Here is an 18,718-nt window from a genome sequence, read left to right on the forward strand (position 1 = left end):
CTACTCGGGACGGGCCTCGGAGGCCGCGGCCGAGGTTCGGCGGCGCAGCGCCGGGGCGATGGCCTTCTGCGCGGCGAACAGCGCGAGCCCGGTCGCCGCGCATGCCGTCCACAGCGCGGTTCGCCCACCGTGGTCGAGCAGTGCGGTACCGACCAGCGGCCCCAGCACGGCGCCGAGGCTCCACGTGGTGGAGGCGATGCCCATGTATCGGCCGCGCAGGTCGGCAGGCGCGAGGTCGGCGAATGTGGCGCCGAACATGACGGAGACGCCGATCTGGCCGAGGGTCCACAGGAGGATCCCGCCGGCATGGGCGGCGCTGCTGTGCACGACAGCGCTGAGTCCGCTGCCGATGCCGACCAGCAGCATCGAAACCGCCAGAACTGTGGCCGTGTCGCGGCCGTCGAGCAGCCGTACCGCAATCGGTTGGACGAGGACGATCACGATCCCGTTCAGGGCGAGCATCGCACCGTAGGTCCCTGGACCGTGGCCGTCACCTGCCATGACGAGCGGGAGCGTCGAGAACGTCTGCAGGAACATCGTGAAGTAGACGACGTGGATCGCCGCCATGGCCAGCATCACGCGATCGCGCAGCAGGACTGGGAGCAGTGCCTGTCGGGTCGCTTTCGGCGTCGCAGGGCGGGTCTCGGGGACGTGCCGCCACACGATCAGCGCCGCGAGGACCGAGGTCGCCGCATTGATCCAGAACAGGATTCCGTATCCGTGTCGGACCAGGATCCCAGCGGCCACCGTCGAGACCGTGAAGCCGACGTTGGCCGCCCAGAAGAGCAACCCGTAGGCACGGATCCGCTCCTGGGCGGGCAGGTCCGCCACGGCAGCCGATCCCACGGGGCGGAACAGCTCCGCCATCAGCCCGACACCGAGGGCTGCCGCACAGATCGCCGGCATCGTTTCCGCCGAGCCGAGCGCGACGAGCGCGACCGCTGTGCCCAAGAACCCGACCAGCATGGTGTGGCGCCGACCGATTCGGTCGCCCAGCCAGCCGCCCAGCAGCTGCGACCCGACATCTCCGACGCCGACCGCCGCGAGCACCGCCCCGGCCGTCGTCGGCGAGAGTCCCCGCTCCTGGGTCAGGTAGAGCACCAGGAAGGACCGCGCCAGCCCGCCGCCCCGACTCACGAACTGGGTTGCCGTGAGGGCCCACACCAGCCTCGACGGCCGGGGCCGCGCCCGATGCGGTCGGGGCTCGATCGCCGGAGCAGCAGGTGCCAGTGTTCCGCGGGCTGTCATAGCGAGGACGCTAGGTCCGCATTCACATCAGGAAAAGCGATTGTTTCCGATGGAATCGATCGCCACGGGCTATGCTTGACGGCCGCAACTACCGGGCGGTTTGCGGCGCCGACGCGAGGTGGCGGGTCGGGATCTCCCCACCGCCGTCCACCAGCAGCTCCGCCCCGGTGGCGTAGCCGGCGAGCGGCGAGGCCAGCAGCAGGCAGGCCGCCGCCACATCGTCGGGTTCGGCCATCCGCCGCATCGGGATCGCGGCGGCCACCCGCTCCTGGCCGGCCTCGTCGCCGTAGTAGACGTGGGCCAGCTCGGTGCGCACCAGACCCACCGTCACCTGGTTGACCCGGACCTTCGGTGCGAAGTCCATCGCGAGCGCCCGGGTGAGGGTGGTCAGCCCGCCCTTCGCCGCCGCGTAGGCGGCGGTCCCGGGCGCCGGGTCGCGGGCCGCGATGCTGCCGATGTTGAGGATCAGGCCGCCATCGTCCTGCTGTTGCATCACGGCGTTGGCGCGCTGGGCAAGGTAGAACGGCGCGAGCAGGTTGAGCGCGACGACCCGCTCGACGAAGCGCGGCGACACGCTCGCCGAGTCGGCCGACGGCGCGCCGCCCGCGTTGTTGACCAGCAAGTCCAACCGGCCGAACCGCTCGACAGCGGCGTCCACGACGGCCGCGGCCTGCTCCGGCTCGCGGATGTCGGCCGGCACGAACGCGGCGCTGCCTGCGGTGCAGGACGGCAGCTCGTCGGGCACGGTGCGGCCGCACACCAGCACGTCGGCGCCCGCGGCGAGGAAGCGGCGCGCGATCGCCGCGCCGATGCCGCGGGTCCCGCCGGTGACGACGACGGCCCGCCCCTCCTGATCGGTCATCCCAGCCGCTCGATGATCGTGACGTTCGCCTGGCCGCCACCTTCGCACATGGTCTGCAGGCCGTACCGGCCGCCGGTGCGTTCCAGCTCGTGCAACAGCGTGGTCATCAGACGCGCGCCGGTGGCGCCCAGCGGGTGCCCGAGCGCGATGGCCCCGCCGTTGACGTTCACCCGCGCCGGGTCGGCGCCCGTCTCCTTCAGCCAGGCGAGTACGACGGACGCGAAGGCCTCGTTGATCTCGACGAGGTCGACGTCGTCGATCGTGAGCCCGGTGCGCGCCAACGCGTGCACGGTGGCCGGGATGGGAGCGGTGAGCATCCAGACCGGGTCGGCCCCGCGGACCGACAGGTGGTGGACGCGCGCCCGCGGGGTGACGCCGTGGTCGGCCACCGCGCGCTCGGACATCACCAGCAGCGCCGCCGCCCCGTCGCAGATCTGGCTGGCCGCCGCAGCGGTGACGGTGCCGCCCTCCTCGAGCGGTGCGAGCGCCGCCATCCGCTCCAGCGAGGTGTCCCGGCGCGGGCACGAGTCGAGAACGGCGTCGCCCAGTGGCAGGAGTTCGCGGTCGAACCGGCCCTCGTTGATCGCCGCGATCGCGCGCCGGTGGCTCTCCAGCGCGAACACCTCCATGTCCTCCCGGGAGACGTCCCACTTGTCGGCGATCATCTGCGCGGAGCGGAACTGCGAGAGCGGGACGCCGCCGTAGCGGCGCCGCCAGCCCTCCGAGCCGGAGAACGGGTCGGGGAAGCCGAACTGCTGCCCTGCGGTCATGGCGGCGGAGATCGGGATCGCGCTCATGTTCTGCACCCCGCCCGCGACGACGACGTCGGCGGTGCCGCTGAGCACCGCCTGCGCGGCGAAGTGCACCGCCTGCTGCGACGAGCCGCACTGGCGGTCGACGGTGACGCCGGGGACCTCCTCGGGAAGGCCTGCGGCGAGCCATGCTGTACGCGCAATGTCGCCCGCCTGCGGCCCGAGCGTGTCGACGCATCCGAGGATGACGTCGTCGACGGCGGCCGGGTCCACCCCCGAGCGTTCCATCAACCCGGCCAGCGCGTGGGCGCCGAGGTCGGCCGGATGCACGCCCGCGAGCGCCCCGCCGCGCTTCGTGACAGGCGTGCGGACCGCCTCGACGATGTAGGCTTCGGCCATGCGCGTACGGTAGCAAGCGCTTGGTTGGCACGCTACGCTGTCGGCGTGACGACCATCCCGGCCTGCCTGCGCACGGCTGCCGCGGAGGCGCCCGACACGGAGGCCGTGGCCGACGGGGCGGTCCGGCTCACCTTCGCGCAGCTGGACGCGGAGGTCACGCGGTTCGCGAAGGCCTGCGTGGCCCGCGGCCTCCAGCCGGGCGATCGGGCCGCGGTGTGGGCCCCGAACTCGGCGAGCTGGGTCGTCGCGGCGCTCGGGATCCTGGCAGCGGGCGGCGTGCTCGTGCCGGTCAACACGCGGTTCAAGGGTGAGGAGGTCCGGTACGCGCTCGGGAAGGTGCGGGCGCGGCTGCTGGTCGTGCACGACGGGTTTCTCGGCACCGACTACCTCGCGATGCTGCGCGGGACGGACCTGGACACCGTCGTCACGATCGACGACACGAGCGATCCCACCGCGCTCGCCTTCACCGCGTTCCTCGCCATCGGGGATGCCGTGCCGGACGCCGAGATCGACCGGCGGATCGATGCGCTGAAGCCGCAGGACGTCTCGGACATCCTCTTCACGTCCGGCACCACGGGCTATCCGAAGGGCGCCATGGTCAGCCACGCCGGCAACCTGCGCGTGAACGCGGCCTGGAGCGACATGGTGGGGTTGCGCCTCGGCGACCGCTACCTGCTGGTCAACCCGTTCTTCCACAGCTTCGGCTACCGAGCAGGCCTGCTCGCCTGCCTGATCCGGCGGGCGACGATCGTGCCGCTCGCGGTCTTCGACGCGGAAGCCGCGCTGCGACTCGTCCAGCAGGAGCGGATCACCGTCTTCCCCGGAGCGCCGACCGTCTACACGACGCTCCTGGATCACCAGCGCCGGTCCGGGTACGACCTGAGCTCGGTGCGCCTCGCCGTCACGGGGGCCACGGTCGTGCCGGTCCCGCTGCTGGAGCGCATGCGCACCGAGCTCGGCTTCACCGACGTGATCACGGCGTACGGCCTCACCGAGTCGTGCGGCACCGCCACCGTCTGCCCGCCGGACACCGACCCGCACCGCCTCTCGACCAGCTGCGGCAGGGCCATCCCGGGCACGGAGGTCGCGATCGTCGATCCGGAGGGCCGTCCGCTGTCTCCGGGCGAGCACGGCGAGATCGTGATCCGGGGCTACAACGTGATGGTCGGCTACTTCGAGGACCCCGACGCCACCGCCGCGGCCATCGACGCAGACGGCTGGCTGCACACCGGCGACATCGGGTGGATGGACGCCGACGGCTTCCTCCGCGTCACCGACCGCATCAAGGACATGTACGTCGTCGGCGGGTTCAACGTCTACCCGGCCGAGGTCGAGCGCATGCTCGCGCGGCACGCGGCCGTAGCGGAGGCGGCGGTGGTCGGTGAGCCCGATCCGCGGATGGGCGAGGTCGGGCACGCCTTCGTGCGCCTGCGACCTGGCACGGCCGCCACCGCGGAGGAGCTCACCGGGTTCTGCCGCGAGGAGATGGCGAACTTCAAGGTCCCGCGGCGGATCACGTTCGTCGACGAGCTGCCCCGCACGGCCAGCGGCAAGGTCCAGAAGTTCCGCCTCCGACCGTCCGGGGGGAGCCCGTGCCCGAGGCCGTGATCGCCGCCGCCCGCTCGTCCATCAGGGGTACTCGTCGTGGCGGCCGAACCAGTAGGGCGGGGTCTGGGGTCGGCCGTCGGGGGTGTCCTCCCAGTCCTCCTGCCGGCCGAGTGGGGTGATGTCGAGGATCGACCAGGTCGGGGTGATGGCCTCCACACCGCGGCCGTTGACGAAGTAGGTGCGGAACACCCGGTTGTTGTCGTCGTGGAGGAACACGTTCAGCCCGAACATCTCCGCGACGCCGAAGTCGTTGCTGAACGCGTCGCCGAGCAGGGTGTACCAGGGCATGTCCCAGCCCATCCGCTGCTTCAGCGCGATGATCTTGTCCTGGTCGGCGGGCGAGACCATCGCGAAGGTGGTGTCGCGGTAGTTGACGTGGGCGAGGTGGGGTATGTGGTCGGCGAGAAAGGAGCAGCCCCCGCAGCCCTTGTCCGGCCAGCCGTCGACGTCGGGTTGGTAGAAGAAGCGGTAGACCACGAGCTGGCGGCGGCCGGCGAACAGGTCGAGCAGGCCGACCTCACCGTCCGGACCCAGGAAGCGGTAGTCGGTCTCCACCGGGGTCATGGGCATCCTGCGGCGCTGGGCGGCGAGCGCGTCGCGGGCCCGGGTGAGTTCTTTCTCCTTGATCAGCATGGCCTCGAAGGCGGCGTTCCAGTCCTTCGCCGAGACGATCGGTGGCAGGGCCGAGTCGGGCAGGGAGGACTTGGCCATCAGGGAACTCCTCACATTGTGGGCGGCAGGGCGGTGCGGGAGGTCGACGAACAAGTCTGGCGAGTGGTGGGGGTGAGCGCGAGGATGTCGAGCGCACGTTCGACGGCGCCGGCGAGCGCGCCGGGACCCGCCAGCTCGATCCGTACGGCGAGATAGCAGTCGGGGCGGACGAGGTACAGCTGGTCGCGGGGACCGGAGTACGCGCTGACAAGGGCCCCGGTGGAATCGCTGATCGCGTCGATGCCGGGCGGGTTCCGGGTCGACGTGTCGGGGCGGGTGAGCAGCCGGCGGCGGACGGCGGCCGGTGTGGGGACCTCCGAGAGGCGCCGGGCCAGATCGTTCCCGGCACCGCCTTCGGCGGGCACGACGAGCAGGCTGACCACGCCGCCGAGCGCCTTGCGGAGTGTCGTCTTGCGCAGTGTCGTCCGCGCTGAGGAGCCGGACACCTGGCAGAGCCCGTCGAGGGCCGGCACCCCGGCGCGCGTGGGGTCGTCGGGACGGGCGGACCGCGGGCTGCCGTCGGCGTCGAGGTCGAGCGTGAGCGGGGACGTGGTGTACGGATGGGGCTCGTACAGCTTCCCGCTGTCGATCCGGTCGGCCTGGGTGGGGTCGGCCGCGGCGGCCTCGAGTACGGCGTCCCGGTGGGCCTTCCCCGCGGCATCGGCCGGGGTCATGAACCTCATCGTCTCGCCGGTGACCTGGATGTGATGGTCGGCGGCGGTGATCCGCTCGATCTCGTAGATGTCGAGCAGGGCCGGATCGGCCTGCCCGGTGAGGACGAACCCGAGTTTCCACGCGAGGTTCTCGGCGTCCTCGAGGCCGCTGTTCATGCCTCGAGCTCCGAACGGGGAGACGACGTGCGCCGAGTCGCCCACGAGGAAGACACGGCCGTCTCGGAACCGCCTGGCGCGGCGTTGCTGGAAGGTATAGGTGTTGGCCCGCAGCACGGCGAACGGGCGGTCACCGATGACGTTGCGCACCCGTTCGCTCATGCACTCCGGGCGCAGCTCGGCGCCCTCGTCCGCGTCGGCATCGATCTGCCAGTCGATCCTCCACGTGCGCTCACCCATGCAATGCATGAGCACGATGCCGCCCGGGGAGAACGGCGGATCGAACCAGAGGCGCCGTTCCACGGCGAGGGGGAGGTCGACCTCGAAGTCGGCCACGAGGAAGCGGCCCTCGGCATCCCATCCGTCGTAGGGGATCCGCAGCGCCTTGCGGGTGGTGCTACCGATGCCGTCCGCACCCACGAGGTACGCACCCGCGTAGCGTTCCGTCCCCGCTGGACCCTCGGCCTCGACGATCACGGAGGCGGCGTCCTGCCGGATCCCGACGACCGTGCGGCCGTGTCGGAACTCGACGAGCCCGCTCCGCGCCGCCTCGGCGTGCAGCAGCTCCTCGATGCGGAACTGCGGGAAGTTCACGAAGGCCGGGTAGACGTCCTCGCCGCTGGCGGGCCAGCGCAGTTGGAGGATCTCCTGGTCGCGGTAGTAGGTGCGGCTCAGCGACCAGCTCGCGCCGTCGTCGAGGATCTCGTTGACGATCCCGAGCCGGTCGAACAGGGCGAGGATGTCCCGCTGCACGGTGAGGGCCCGCGACTGGCCGCAGTGCGTGCTCGTGTTGCGTTCCAGCACGACGCTGCGCACGCCCTGCCGGGCCAGCAGCAGCGCGGTGGCCATGCCGACCGGCCCACCCCCAGAGATGATCACGGGGAATTCGGTCGTGTTCTGACGAGGTGTCACGGTCCCTCCGGGACTCGTTGCAGCACTCCCATTCATCGGCCCCCAACTTCACTTCCGGATCTGGTTGGAACGGTCATCCATTCGAGGTGGACGCCGCGTTCGGTGCTGCCGGTGAGCGCGGAATCGTAGGCCGGTACCTGGTGAAGGCCACACCGGAAGGGAACATCCGTGTCGAGAGGTGCTGCAAGTCCACGAGCGGCTTGCCGGGGCGTAGCAGGGGCTTGCCGTCGCGGAGGAGCACCGGGTGCACGAGTAGGTGGAACTCGTCGACGAGCCCGAGCTCGGTGAGGGTATTGACGAGGCTGAGGCTGCCGTAGACGATGACATCCCGGCCGGGTGAGTTCTTGAGGTCGAGGACGGTGTCGGTGTCGACCGAAGGCCACCGACGAGTGTTCTCCCATTCGGTGAGCTGTCCGGACCCGGAGACGGCGATCTTCTCCATGCCGTCGAGGATCTGCGCATAGCGGGATGAGGCCGGTTGCTCGGCGGAGTTGCGAGCAACGCGCGGCCAGTAGCCGGCGAAATCGTTGAACGTGACTCGGCCGAGCAGGAGGGTATCGGCTGCACTGACAAGATCGATCTCATATGTTTGGACGTCGTCATCGAGGCGAAGCCAGTCCATCTCGTCGTCGGGGCCCGCGACGAAACCGTCCAACGTGGTCCACATCGTCACTATGATCTTTCGCACGAGACCCTCCAGATCTGCTGACGTGATCGCATCACGCTCTTCTCGACAACCTGATATGCCCCCCGCAGCGTCCACGGTTGGCGAATTCACGACGTTCGGTGATCTTCTATTCCGGACTTCGTGAGGGCCTTCGTGCCGAAGAGCGTGCCGGGCGTGCGGCGCGAACACATCCGACCGGGGAAGTATCGGCGTCTACGCCGTAGGGGGTAAGCCCGCTCGCAGCACTTCGCCGCGCCTGTCGGCCACAGGCCCGCCCTCGGCCATCGCGACCGGGAGGCCGACGAGCCGCCGGTCCGCGCCGCCACCGTCACGGCAGTGCCGTCACGGCGTCGATCCTGAAGGCGGTCCGGGAGCCGTCTTGGCCGGGCGGGGGGCGTCGTGGTCGGCTGCGTCAGAGGTGGCGCGTCGCCGAACAGGCCGGCTGTGAGCCCCATTGTGAGGGTGGCGGCCAGCAGGGTGACGACCTGCCAGGATCGCCAGCTCATCGCGTGCTCCCCGGGTTCGGCTGTTCCGTCGGGTTCCAGACGTCGTCCGGGTGCGGGGATTTGCGGATCCACAGTTCGGCGGCGGCAGCGTGTATCAGGAAGGCGAGCCAGAACGCCACGTCGAAGCCGTCCTGGAACTCGAACAGACCGGTCGCCTCGAACAGACCGAGCCAGATGCGAATGGTGCCGACACCGACCCCAATCGCGAACGCGCGGATCATCCAGCGGCGGTGGTTGACCACGTCGTCGCGGCGGATCGCCCGGAAGCCCAGCAGCAGGCAGGCGAGGAACCACGACCCGAAGACGTAGCTGGCGATGGCCTCGCTGGTGCCGGCGAACGGCATCACGTACCCGATCGCGATGGCGAACGCTCCGCTGATCAGTCCGGCAGTGAGCAGCACCCGGCCGAGCCTGCGGTGGAAGGTGTAGTGGCGGTTACGGATCCGGTACGCGAGCTGCACCGGCGCGCCGAGCAGGTACACGATGCCAGGCGCGATGTGCACGTACGCCAGCCACGGATGCTGGACGTAACGGCGGTCGTACTCCTCCTCCGGGAACGTGCCGTCGAGCAGGTGCGGCACGTCCACGAGGAGCCGCGTCACGACGGACGCGACGACGATGGCGATCAGGACGAGTATCGCGCCTTGCAATGCCCTCAGGCCGGGGCGGGCGGATGCGGATGGCGTGGTGGATTCGGTGCCTTTCATCGACGTTCCCCCCGGTCGCCGCGGGCCGACGGCGCAGGCCAAGGATCGACGCGACGGCGCTGGCGAACAACGGCGGAGTGCGCAACGATCGTTAACCGATAGCTCACGAACGAGCGGGAGCGGCGGTGGACCAGCGGGACATCGAGATCTTCCTGACGCTCGCCGACGAGCTGCACTTCGGACGGGCGGCGGAGCGGCTCCGCGTGTCCACGGCCAGGGTCAGTCAGACGATCAAGAAGCTGGAACGGCGCATCGGCACGTCGCTGTTCGAGCGCACCAGTCGTCGAGTGGAGCTGACCCCGGTCGGTCGCCGCCTCGGTGACGCGCTGCGGCCTGCCTACCAGCAGATCCAGGAGGCCCTCGACGAGGCCATCACTGCCGCCCGCGGCGTGCGGGGCACGCTGCGGGTCGGGTTCGTCGGCGCCGCCACCGCCCAGCTCGTCCTCGAGATGGCCGAGGCCTTCCGGGCCGAGCACCCCGACTGCGAGGCCCAGTTCCGCGAGAAGCAGTTCGGCGCGGGCCTCGGTCCCCTCCGGGCCGGCGAGTTCGACGTGCTGCTCGCCACCGTGCCCGTCTTCGGTGCCCGCGAAGCGGATCTCACGGCCGGCAGCGTCCTGTTCGAGGAGGACCGCCTGCTCGCCGTGTCGGCCCAGCACCCGTTCGCCGGTCGACCATCGGTGTCCTTCGCCGACCTCGCCGGAACCACGCTCCTTCGCACGCCGCCTGCGGTTCCCGACTACTGGGACCACGCGCTCGTCCCCCAGCACACACCCGAAGGCCGGCCCGTCGAGCGGGGGCCGTCGTTCACCACGGTCCAGGAGCTGCTCGCCCTCGTCGGCGCCGGTCTCGGCGCCTATCCGGTGCCGGCACAGGCCGCGAGCTACCACGCCCGCCCCGACGTCGCCTACGTGCCGATCCGCGACGCCCCGCCCTTCCAGTGGCGACTCATCTGGCTGTCCGTCGCCGAGACCGCGACGATCCGGGCCTTCGACCAGGCCGCTACCACCGTGGCCAAGGCTCGCAGGACAGGATCGCCGGATCGTGGCGGCGGTGAACGTTTCGGACCGCGCCATGGGGGGCTGAAGGAGGCCGGCTCGCGAGGCTAGCAAGCGCTTGGTCGGTGGCTGTACTGTCCGCCTCCGACGGGTGCGGCCTGTCACGCGGGAGGAGGTGGCCGGTGACGGCGGTCTGGTCCGGCCTGGCGATCGGCGCGGTCTACGCCCTGGTCGCGATCGGTTACAACGTCGTCTACATCGCGTACTCGACGTTCAACTTCGCCCACGCGCAGCTGACGATGCTCGCGGTCTTCGTGTCCTACTGGGGCCTGGTGGTGGCCGAGCTGCCGGTCGTCATGGTCGTCATCGTCGCCGCGCTCGGCGTCGGTGTGCTCGCGCTGATCGAGGAGTTCGCCGCCATCCGCCCGGTCAAGGGGGCGCACGCGCACCTCGTCACCACGCTCGGGATGGCCACCCTTCTCGACGGCGTGACCCGGCTGGTCTGGGGCGACCAGGTGCTCAAGGTGCCGCCGCCCGTCCCGGACGTCACGTGGACGCTGCTGGGTGGCCGGGTGAGCGCGGTCGAGATCGCGCTGATCGTCGGCGTCGTCGTGATCACGGCAGGCCTCACGGTCTACGGCCGCCGCTCGCTCACCGGGCTCGCGCTGCTCGCCATGGCCGAGGACCGGGACGCCGCCTGGTTGCGCGGGATCGACGTCGAGCGGCTCGCGCTGGGCGCCTTCGTGTTCACCGGCGTGCTCGCAGGCCTCACCGGGCCGCTGGTCGGCCCGAAGACCTTCGCGGTCGCCACGCTGGGAGCGGCCATGGCGCTCAAGGGGTTCGTCGCGCTCGCGATCGGCGGGTTCGGCAGCCTGCCGGGCGCCCTCGTCGGCGGGTTCGCGGTCGGGCTCGTCGAGTCGCTCTCCGGGCGCTGGCTGGGCAGCGCGTTCTCGACGATCATGGTGTTCGTCGTGCTGCTGCTGGTCCTGATGCTCAGACCCACCGGCCTGTTCGGCACGACCAGGGAACGGGTGGTCTGACCGTGGCGACCCTGCGCAGGCTCCCGTCCTGGCTGTTGCCGCTGGTGCTGGCCGTGCTGCTCGTCGCGGCGCCGTGGCTCGGCATCAGCGCCGGCGCCCGGCGGTTGCTGATGCTGAGCTGCATCCTCGCGCTCGTCGCCAGCGGGTTGAACCTCAGCTTCGGGTACGCGGGAGAGCTGGCACTCGGACAGGCGGCGATGTATGCCACCGGCGCGTACCTGTCCGGCTACCTCGCCATGAACCTGGTCAACGACCTGGCGGTGCTGATCGTCCTCAGCGCGGTGGCGGCGCTCGTCGTCGGGCTGATCTCCGGGGTACCCGGGCTGCGGCTGGGCGGCTGGTCGCTGGCCATGACGTCGTTCTTCCTCGTCTTGCTCGTCCCGCAGTTCATCGACCTGCTCGAGCACTACACCGGCGGCGCCGTCGGCATGGTCGGGATCCCCGACCCACACCTGTTCGGCCGCGAGCTGTCGAACGTCGGTCTCTACGTCGTCGTCGCGGTCGTCACCGTCGGCTGGTTCGCGCTCGTGCGCAACCTGATCACCTCCCGGCACGGCATCGCCTTCCAGGTGCTGCGCGCGAGCCCGGTCCTCGCGTCGTCGCTCGGGATCTCGGTGTACCGGCTCAAGCTCACCGCCTACGCGGTCGGCGCGATCCCGGCCGGGATCGCGGGAGCGCTCTTCGCCTTCGTCGACCAGTACCTCGCACCCCACACGTTCGGGTTCACGATGGCCGTGACGGTACTCGCGGCCTCCATTCTCGGCGGCTCGATGAGCGTCTACGGCCCGCTGGTCGGCGCGGCCGCGATGCAGTACGGGCCGCTGCGGTCGACGGACTTCGAGCAGTACTCCCAGATCGTCTACGGGATCTTCCTGATCATCGCGGGCACGCTCGTCGCGAACGGACTGGCCGGGCTCGCCCGCGCCGCGATCGCGCGGGTCGAGGCCCGCTGGGAGACCGCCACCGCACCCAGCGGGTCGGGAGCCGGGCAGCTGCCTCCGCTCGTAGGCGCCCGGCTGGAGGTCGTCGAGGTGCGCAAGCGGTTCGGTGGCCTCCACGCCCTGCGCGGCGTGAGCCTGACCGCGGAGCCGGGCCGGATCACCGCGCTCATCGGCCCCAACGGGTCCGGCAAGACGACGCTGCTGAACATGATCTGCGGCTACTACCGCACCGACGCCGGATCGATCCGGATCGGCGGCTCTGACAACGACGGCGGGGACATCACGGGCCTGCCCACCCACCGGGTTGCCAGGGCCGGAGTCGCGCGGACGTTCCAGACGCCCCTCTTCCCCCGCCACATCTCCGTACGCGAGGCGGTGGCCGCCGCGGCGTACGCGCCCCGCTACGTCGGGATGCTCGCGTCGATCCTGCGGCTGCCCGCCCACCGTCGCGCCGCGGCCGCCGACCGGGCCGACGTCACCGAGGTGTTGCGGCTCGTCGGTGTGGAGCACCTCGCCGACGCCGAGGCCGCATCGCTGCCCCTCGGCACCCGGCGCCTCTTGGAGGTCGCGCGGGCGTTGATGTCCCGCCCGAAGGTGCTGCTGCTCGACGAGGTGGCCTCCGGCCTCGACGAGGACGAGATCGAGCGGCTCGCCGAGCTGATCCGCAAGATCCGCGACGCGGGTCCGGCCGTGATCCTCGTCGAGCACAACTTCCGCCTCGTGCTCGAACTGGCCGACACGATCTTCGTGCTGGCCCAGGGCGAGCTGGTCGCGTCGGGGACCCCACGGGAGATCGAGAACCACCCGCGGGTGCTCGCGGAGTACCTCGGCGTCCGGCAGCAGGAGGTGGGGCAGTGACGCTGCTGGAGGTCCGCAACCTCGCGACGGGGTACGGCGACATCCGCGCGGTGTGGGACGTCTCGCTCCAGGTCGACCCCGGTGAGGTGACGGTGCTGCTGGGGCGCAACGGCGCGGGCAAGACCACCACGCTGCGGGCCGTGGCCGGGCTGAACCGGGCCGACGCGGGATCGATCACCTTCGACGGCCGCGACATCACTGGCCTCCCCGCGCACCGCCGGGTCGGGGCGGGCATCGGCCTCGTCCAGGAGGGCAAGCGGATCTTCCGCCGCCGCACGGTTGAGGAGAACCTGCTGCTGGGCGGCTACACCCGAGGGCTGTCGAAGCGGAAGTTGCGGGCCGAGCTCGAGCCTGTCTACGCGATGTTCCCGGTGCTCGCCGACCGCAGGCACACCGCGGCAGGCCAGATGTCCGGCGGGCAGCAGCAGATGCTGGCGATCGGCCAGGCGCTGGTGGCGAGGCCGTCGCTGCTGATGCTCGACGAACCGTCCGGCGGCCTCGCGCCCGCGATCGTCGCCGAGGTGATGGCGACGGTGGCCGCGCTGAAGGAGTCCGGCATCGGCGTGCTGCTGGTCGAGCAGGCGGTGACGGCCGCGTTCGAGGTCGCCGACCGGGTCACCGTTCTCGACGTGGGGCGCGTGGTGCTCGACCGGCCGGCGAGCGAGATCGCGGGTGCGGACGCGCTGACCGAGGCCTACTTCGGTCGGATCGGCACTGTGTAGGGCCACAACCGTCGCCCATCAGGGTCGATAGGCTGTTGCGCCGGGTCGAGGCTGATCACCGGTGAGGGGGGCCATGGATCTCGCCGTAACCGGGTTCGAGGGCGACACGCTCCACGCGGTCGCCGAACTGGTTGGCCTCGGGCACCCGCTGATCGTCGTAGGAGACCGGTCGGCGTGGGCACGGGTGAACGTCGGGCTCGAGCCCGCGGAGGTGTCCGCGCTGGTGGTCTCGCGACCGTCGCGGGACTTGTCCGTGGTACGCGCTGATCTGAATCTCCAGCCTCGGCGACCCGCTGAGGTGGCCGGGCTGATATCGGCCGTGTACGGCGACGTCGTCGCGTTGCGCCCGGCGACGGACTGGGCCGACGCGGACGTGCTCGCCCTGGTGGCGCAGCTGATCGGCGATGGCAGGCCGGTGGTGTTCTTCGTGCCGAGCCGGACCCGGCTCGGTGTGCTGGCAACGATCACGCCCCCAGCGGTGCTGGTCGGCCCGCTCCTCGATACGCGGACCGTGATCGGCACATGGTCGGACGAGCGTTCGGATCCCTCGGTGCTTCACGTGGTGGAACCTCGGGATCTGCGCATCGAGGACCTCGTGGATCACTTCAACAGCTGGTACTGGACCACCCGGCCGCACGGCTACACCGACATCGACATCGGCGGCGACCTCCCCGTCGGACCTGTTCCTCGTACCGGCGGGGTATCCGTCGGCCGGCCCGGCGCGCCGGCCGACGTGTGGGCGGAGGCGCCGCCGCCGATGGCGCCGCAAGTGGCGGAGGAACGCAGTGTCAACACCCTGATCGTGCGGCCGGGTATGAGCGTGGCGGTGGATCCGGCCGTGCCGTTGGAACCCGCCAGTGGCTACGAGGTGTTGGTGAACATCGATACCTACCGAGCCGCGAGCCTCCTCACCGAAACCGAGGCGCGGTGGCCGAGTGAGCCGCTGCCGGACGGTGATCTGGTGCTGCGGGCCGCGTTGACCATGGACGGCGACGTCGAGCCGAGGGTCGTCCGCTTCACCCTGCCGAGTCACGGGGCGAGCTTCGCCTGCGACTGCGCGGACGACATCCACGCGCGCGACTGCGTCCGGCAGCTATGGGTGCGATTTCCGATCACGACGCCGGTCGAGTCGACCGTGTGGACCGGTGAGCTGGTCATCTACTTCGGGGTCGTCGCCGTACACGCCCAGCAGTTGTTCCTGCCGGTCGGCTCGGCCGCGACGGACGGCATGCATGCCCGGCTGGTGTACCGGCTGACGCGCTCGTTCGCCGACCTCGGCTCGCTCGCCGAGCGGGCGGCGAGCGTGCTCGTCACCGATGGTGGTTCGCGCGCGCTGGTCAACGGTGTGCGCTTCGCCGACAACCCGGCGTGGATCAGCGCGAACGCCGCCGACAACGCGGTGCGCGCGGCTCGTCAGCTGCTCTACGACCTGCACCTCACCGATGGCCGGAGCACCCTGGACGCCGACCACGGCAAGCCCGCCGCCGAGTTCACCGCCGATCTGGCCGCCCTGGCCCGCCAGGGTGCAGTGCTGTTCGAGCGGCTCTTCCGGGACAACCGCGTCTTCGACACCTTGCCGGAGCTGATCAGGCACGAGGCCGCGGCCAGGGGCAGGCCGGCGGTGCTGAACGTGGCCGACCCGACGATCGGCGATCCGGACCGGCAGCACCCGGTGCCGTGGTCATTGATCTACGACCTGCCCATGCCGCAGGACTCCGGCGGTGATTACCGGGTGTGCCCGTCGGTGCGACGGTTCGGCCCGGAGGGAACGAGGGAGCCGGTACCCCCGCATTGCCCCGAACCCGACCACGCCGGCAGCGTCCTGTGCCCCTTCGGGTTCTGGGGACTGTCCACCGTGGTCGAGCAGCCGGCGAGCACCGATTCCCTGGTGTGGCACGTGTTCAACGGCGCCGTGCCGGCACAGGTCGAGCTGGCCACCGATCCGTGGCTGGACGGCCCGCTGACCGACCGGCACCTGGCCGGGCTCGCCTCGGCCCTGCCGCACGGCACGGTCCACCACTCGGTGATCGAATCCGCAACGGAACTTGCCGAGCTCCTCGCGCTCGAGACGATGGACGTCGCATACCTGTACTGCCACGGCGGCTACCACAAGCTCGCCGACAACGCGTTGCCGTCGCCGGTGCTGCGCTTCGGCACCAGCATGCTCGACCCCGTCACGGTCGCCAACTGGCGCCGCGACGGCGGCTGGCCCCGGCCGCACTGGCCGTCCCGCAAACCGCTCATCGTTCTCAACGGCTGCCACACCGCCGAGCTGACCACCGCGACGCTGTCGAGCTTCGTCGACGCGTTCGCCAACCGCGCGGGCGCAGCAGGCGCGATCGGCACGGAGATCACCATCGAGCAGGGCATGGCCGGCTGGGCCATCGAACAACTGCTCCGACTGCTGGTCGACGGGGCGAGTGCGGGCCAGGCGCTCCGTGCCCTCCGCTGGCAGATGATCAACCGCGGCAACGTGCTGGGCCTTGCCTACACCCTCTACTGCGTCGCCGGCCTGCGCCTTCGCCCACAAGGACTCGCCCGAAAGGACCCCGCATGATCATCGTCGGTGCCCTCGTCTTCGGCCTGGTGGTCGGCTTCATCACGTACCGAACCCTCATCCGCACCACCGACAACGCCGCCATCACCGACCTCGCGGCCGTCATCGGCGCGATCGGCGGTGGCGCCGTCACCACCCTCTACGACCCGTCGAGCACCGCCTTCGCCTGGTACGCCATCGGCCTGGCCATCGGCATGCTCGTCTTCTTCGTCGCCTACTGGAAACTGAACGGCAGAACCGCTCTGGCCAAAGTCATGAGCGGCGAGACCACCGTGCTCACCCGACAGGCCCCGACTGGCCGCCAGGACCACGGACCGCAGGCCTAGTGCTCAGCGGGGGAGCAGCCCCTCGAGGAAGACCGACACGAAGTCGTCGGCGAACCGCTTCATCGAGTACTCCTCGGTGGGCTGGAACCAGCGCACGGAGAGCCAGAGGGCGTCGCGGATCAGCCGGTAGAGCACGCGCGGCGGGATGTCGGAGCGGAACTCCCCGGATGCCACTCCCGCCTCCAGCACGTTGATCCAGGTCTTCTGGATGGCGTTGGCCGAGTCCTTGATGTGCGCGTAGCCCTCCAGCTTCGCGAGGTAGCCCGCGCTGTTCTGGTAGATCTCCGTGGCGTGCGGGTGTGCCTCGATCACCGCGAGCGACCCGCGCACGAGCTCGGCCAGCTGGGTGCGCGGGTCGGACTGCTCCTCGACGATCGCCGTGTAGCGCGAGGTGAGGTCGTCCAGGTAGCTCGCGATGATGGCCTGCACCATCTCGTCCTTGGACTTGAAGTGGTGGTAGAGGCTCCCGGAGAGCATGCCGACGCCGTCGGCGATCTCACGCACGGTGGTGGCGACGATCCCCTTGCCGGCGAACAGGTCGGCGGCGTGCTGGAGGATGGCGGAGCGCCGATCCAGCGGCTCGTCCATGACGTTCCCTCCCTACGCGCTACTCGCCCAGCGGTACGGCATCGTTGCGCGTCCCAACCAAGCGCTTGTTATACCACGACGGTTCGCCTGCCTTGACGGCGCGGAGGGTCACTCCTAGGCTCGCCGACCAAGCGCTTGCTACGGATAATGTCGAAGGAGACAGCCGTGCGGAAGCTGATCGGCGCGCTGGCCGCCGCGGGTGTGCTGACAGCGAGCGCATGCGCTCCCGACACGAGCGACGAGGCGGACGCGGGCAGTCAGGATCCCGGCTCGCCCTACCGGGTCGTGCAGCTCGTCGGCCAGAACCAGGCGGGACCGGCCGCGCTCAACGCGCGCGCGGCCGCGCAGGCCGCGACGGCCGCGGTGGCGGTGCTCAACGAGAAGGGCGGGATCCTCGGCCACCCCGTCGAGCTCGAGATCATCGACGACGGGGGCGACCCGACCACGGCGGTCACCAAGCTCCATGAGCGGCTGCGCACCGGCCAGAAGCCGAACCTCGTGCTGCCGGGCAACACGAGCGCCGAGGCCCTGCCGATGGCCCCCGTCATCACCGAGGCCGAGATCCTCTCCGTGCAGCAGGCGTCGGCCGACGCGCTCGACGACCCCGAGAAGTTCCCGTACGTCTTCAAGACCCCGCCGGTCCCGGCGACATGGGCGCGAGCGCTCGTCGAGCACGCGCGGAAGGTGGGTGCCGACCGGATCGCGATGATCGCCGGCAAGGATGCGTTCGCGCAGGCGATCGTGGCAGCAACCCGCGAGGCGATCGCCGCAGGCGGTCTGACCCTCACGGGCGAGGAGACCTACGCCGCAGAGGACCTCGACGTCACCGCGCAGCTGGAGCGGCTGCGCGCGAGCGGCCCCGAGCTGCTGTTCATGCAGGGTGCGGGCGCGTCCGTCGGCTACGTGCTCGAGAGCCGGCTCAAGATCGGCTGGACCGACGTGCCGCTGGTCGCGGACTCGACATCCGCCGTGACCTCGCTGCTGAACCGCCCCGCCCCGGACGGACTGGTGGGCACCCCGGCCACCGAGAACGTCTTCGTGCAGGTGCTCGCCGGTGCCGTGGAGGGCGCAGGAGGGCCCAACCCCGGCGCGCTCGAGACGATGCTCGCCGCGCTGAAGAGGGAAGGTCCCATCGGGCTGCCGCTCAACGCCTTCTTCGCCTACGACGCCGTCATGCTCGCCGCGAAGGCGGCTGAGGCGACCGGCACGATCACCGACGCCAAGGCGCAGTCCGAGTGGCTGGAGACGATCACGCCCGCCGAGACGGGGCTGTGGGCGTTGTCGACGTACACCTTCACGCCGGAGTCGCACGGCCCGGCGGTCGACCCCTCCGCGGTCGCGGTCATCCCGGCGACCACCCTCGTCGAGGGCCGGTACCCGAGCGCGGGTTGATCGCGTCCGCACTCGGGTCGTGAGCGGTTACGCGTGCTCCAGCGCGCGTATCCGCTCACGACGTCGGTGTGGCAGTCCGCCTGATACAGTGCCAACC

The 18,718-nt window shown here is 70.6% G+C and carries 16 protein-coding genes; 8 read left to right on the top strand and 8 right to left on the bottom strand.

Annotated features, from left to right (window positions below):
* The 3 genes from K1T35_RS19710 to K1T35_RS19720 form a co-directional block, all read right to left on the bottom strand.
* Positions 1–1,248: an MFS transporter gene (locus K1T35_RS19710; protein ID WP_220261584.1), complete on the bottom strand. Its 1,248-nt coding sequence runs from the start codon at positions 1,246–1,248 to the stop codon at positions 1–3.
* 88 nt (positions 1,249–1,336) lie between these two features.
* A complete protein-coding gene (locus K1T35_RS19715) occupies positions 1,337–2,110 on the bottom strand; it encodes an SDR family oxidoreductase (RefSeq protein ID WP_220261585.1) in 774 nt (257 codons plus the stop codon).
* Positions 2,107–3,261: an acetyl-CoA C-acetyltransferase gene (locus K1T35_RS19720; protein WP_220261586.1), complete on the bottom strand. Its 1,155-nt coding sequence runs from the start codon at positions 3,259–3,261 to the stop codon at positions 2,107–2,109. Before K1T35_RS19720 ends, K1T35_RS19715 begins: the two co-directional genes overlap by 4 nt.
* 45 nt (positions 3,262–3,306) lie before the next feature.
* Here K1T35_RS19720 and K1T35_RS19725 point away from each other — a divergent pair, with 45 nt between their 5' ends.
* Entirely contained in the window at positions 3,307–4,869 is a 1,563-nt protein-coding gene (locus tag K1T35_RS19725; RefSeq protein WP_255622303.1) for a FadD3 family acyl-CoA ligase, read from the top strand.
* Between the two features lie 21 nt (positions 4,870–4,890).
* Here K1T35_RS19725 and K1T35_RS19730 read toward each other — a convergent pair whose 3' ends face one another.
* From K1T35_RS19730 to K1T35_RS19745, 4 genes are all read right to left on the bottom strand, one after another.
* Positions 4,891–5,580 carry a DUF899 domain-containing protein gene (locus K1T35_RS19730; protein ID WP_220261588.1) on the bottom strand — a complete coding sequence of 230 codons (690 nt, stop codon included), beginning with the start codon at positions 5,578–5,580 and terminating at the stop codon, positions 4,891–4,893.
* An 11-nt stretch (positions 5,581–5,591) separates the two neighbouring features.
* Positions 5,592–7,358 carry an FAD-dependent monooxygenase gene (locus K1T35_RS19735; RefSeq protein WP_255622304.1) on the bottom strand — a complete coding sequence of 589 codons (1,767 nt, stop codon included), beginning with the start codon at positions 7,356–7,358 and terminating at the stop codon, positions 5,592–5,594.
* Between the two features lie 37 nt (positions 7,359–7,395).
* Positions 7,396–8,178 (bottom strand): dihydrofolate reductase family protein, encoded by a 783-nt coding sequence (locus K1T35_RS19740; RefSeq protein WP_370645467.1) that lies wholly within the window; start codon positions 8,176–8,178, stop codon positions 7,396–7,398.
* A 313-nt stretch (positions 8,179–8,491) separates the two neighbouring features.
* Entirely contained in the window at positions 8,492–9,202 is a 711-nt protein-coding gene (locus K1T35_RS19745; protein ID WP_220261591.1) for a DUF2306 domain-containing protein, read from the bottom strand.
* Between the two features lie 125 nt (positions 9,203–9,327).
* Here K1T35_RS19745 and K1T35_RS19750 point away from each other — a divergent pair, with 125 nt between their 5' ends.
* The 6 genes from K1T35_RS19750 (at position 9,328) to K1T35_RS19775 (ending at position 16,641) form a co-directional block, all read left to right on the top strand.
* Positions 9,328–10,308: a LysR family transcriptional regulator gene (locus tag K1T35_RS19750; protein WP_220261592.1), complete on the top strand. Its 981-nt coding sequence runs from the start codon at positions 9,328–9,330 to the stop codon at positions 10,306–10,308.
* A 71-nt stretch (positions 10,309–10,379) separates the two neighbouring features.
* Positions 10,380–11,237 (top strand): branched-chain amino acid ABC transporter permease, encoded by an 858-nt coding sequence (locus tag K1T35_RS19755; protein WP_220261593.1) that lies wholly within the window; start codon positions 10,380–10,382, stop codon positions 11,235–11,237.
* 2 nt (positions 11,238–11,239) lie between these two features.
* Positions 11,240–13,036 (top strand): ATP-binding cassette domain-containing protein, encoded by a 1,797-nt coding sequence (locus tag K1T35_RS19760; RefSeq protein WP_255622306.1) that lies wholly within the window; start codon positions 11,240–11,242, stop codon positions 13,034–13,036.
* Positions 13,033–13,758 (top strand): ABC transporter ATP-binding protein, encoded by a 726-nt coding sequence (locus K1T35_RS19765; RefSeq protein ID WP_220261594.1) that lies wholly within the window; start codon positions 13,033–13,035, stop codon positions 13,756–13,758. The genes K1T35_RS19760 and K1T35_RS19765 overlap by 4 nt, the downstream gene beginning before the upstream one ends.
* 73 nt (positions 13,759–13,831) lie before the next feature.
* Positions 13,832–16,315, top strand: a complete 2,484-nt coding sequence (locus K1T35_RS19770) for a hypothetical protein (protein WP_220261595.1) — start codon at positions 13,832–13,834, stop codon at positions 16,313–16,315.
* Complete coding sequence (locus tag K1T35_RS19775) at positions 16,312–16,641, top strand: hypothetical protein (protein WP_220261596.1); 330 nt, start codon at positions 16,312–16,314, stop codon at positions 16,639–16,641. Before K1T35_RS19770 ends, K1T35_RS19775 begins: the two co-directional genes overlap by 4 nt.
* A 3-nt stretch (positions 16,642–16,644) precedes the next feature.
* On the opposite strand, the gene K1T35_RS19780 is transcribed toward K1T35_RS19775, so the two are convergent.
* Positions 16,645–17,229, bottom strand: a complete 585-nt coding sequence (locus tag K1T35_RS19780) for a TetR/AcrR family transcriptional regulator (RefSeq protein WP_220261597.1) — start codon at positions 17,227–17,229, stop codon at positions 16,645–16,647.
* 165 nt (positions 17,230–17,394) lie between these two features.
* On the opposite strand from K1T35_RS19780, the gene K1T35_RS19785 reads away from it, so the two are divergent.
* A complete protein-coding gene (locus K1T35_RS19785; RefSeq protein ID WP_220261598.1) occupies positions 17,395–18,621 on the top strand; it encodes an ABC transporter substrate-binding protein in 1,227 nt (408 codons plus the stop codon).
* The last annotated feature ends 97 nt before the right edge of the window (positions 18,622–18,718 follow it).

The organism is Pseudonocardia sp. DSM 110487 (genome assembly GCF_019468565.1).
Classification (GTDB): domain Bacteria; phylum Actinomycetota; class Actinomycetes; order Mycobacteriales; family Pseudonocardiaceae; genus Pseudonocardia.

Coding starts and splice junctions, on each gene's coding strand:
- K1T35_RS19730 (WP_220261588.1), bottom strand. CDS start 5,580: ATGGCCAAGTCCTCCCTGCCCGACTCGGCCCTGCCACCGATCGTCTCG.
- K1T35_RS19735 (WP_255622304.1), bottom strand. CDS start 7,358: ATGAATGGGAGTGCTGCAACGAGTCCCGGAGGGACCGTGACACCTCGT.
- K1T35_RS19710 (WP_220261584.1), bottom strand. CDS start 1,248: ATGACAGCCCGCGGAACACTGGCACCTGCTGCTCCGGCGATCGAGCCC.
- K1T35_RS19770 (WP_220261595.1), top strand. CDS start 13,832: ATGGATCTCGCCGTAACCGGGTTCGAGGGCGACACGCTCCACGCGGTC.
- K1T35_RS19775 (WP_220261596.1), top strand. CDS start 16,312: ATGATCATCGTCGGTGCCCTCGTCTTCGGCCTGGTGGTCGGCTTCATC.
- K1T35_RS19745 (WP_220261591.1), bottom strand. CDS start 9,202: ATGAAAGGCACCGAATCCACCACGCCATCCGCATCCGCCCGCCCCGGC.
- K1T35_RS19780 (WP_220261597.1), bottom strand. CDS start 17,229: ATGGACGAGCCGCTGGATCGGCGCTCCGCCATCCTCCAGCACGCCGCC.
- K1T35_RS19720 (WP_220261586.1), bottom strand. CDS start 3,261: ATGGCCGAAGCCTACATCGTCGAGGCGGTCCGCACGCCTGTCACGAAG.
- K1T35_RS19715 (WP_220261585.1), bottom strand. CDS start 2,110: ATGACCGATCAGGAGGGGCGGGCCGTCGTCGTCACCGGCGGGACCCGC.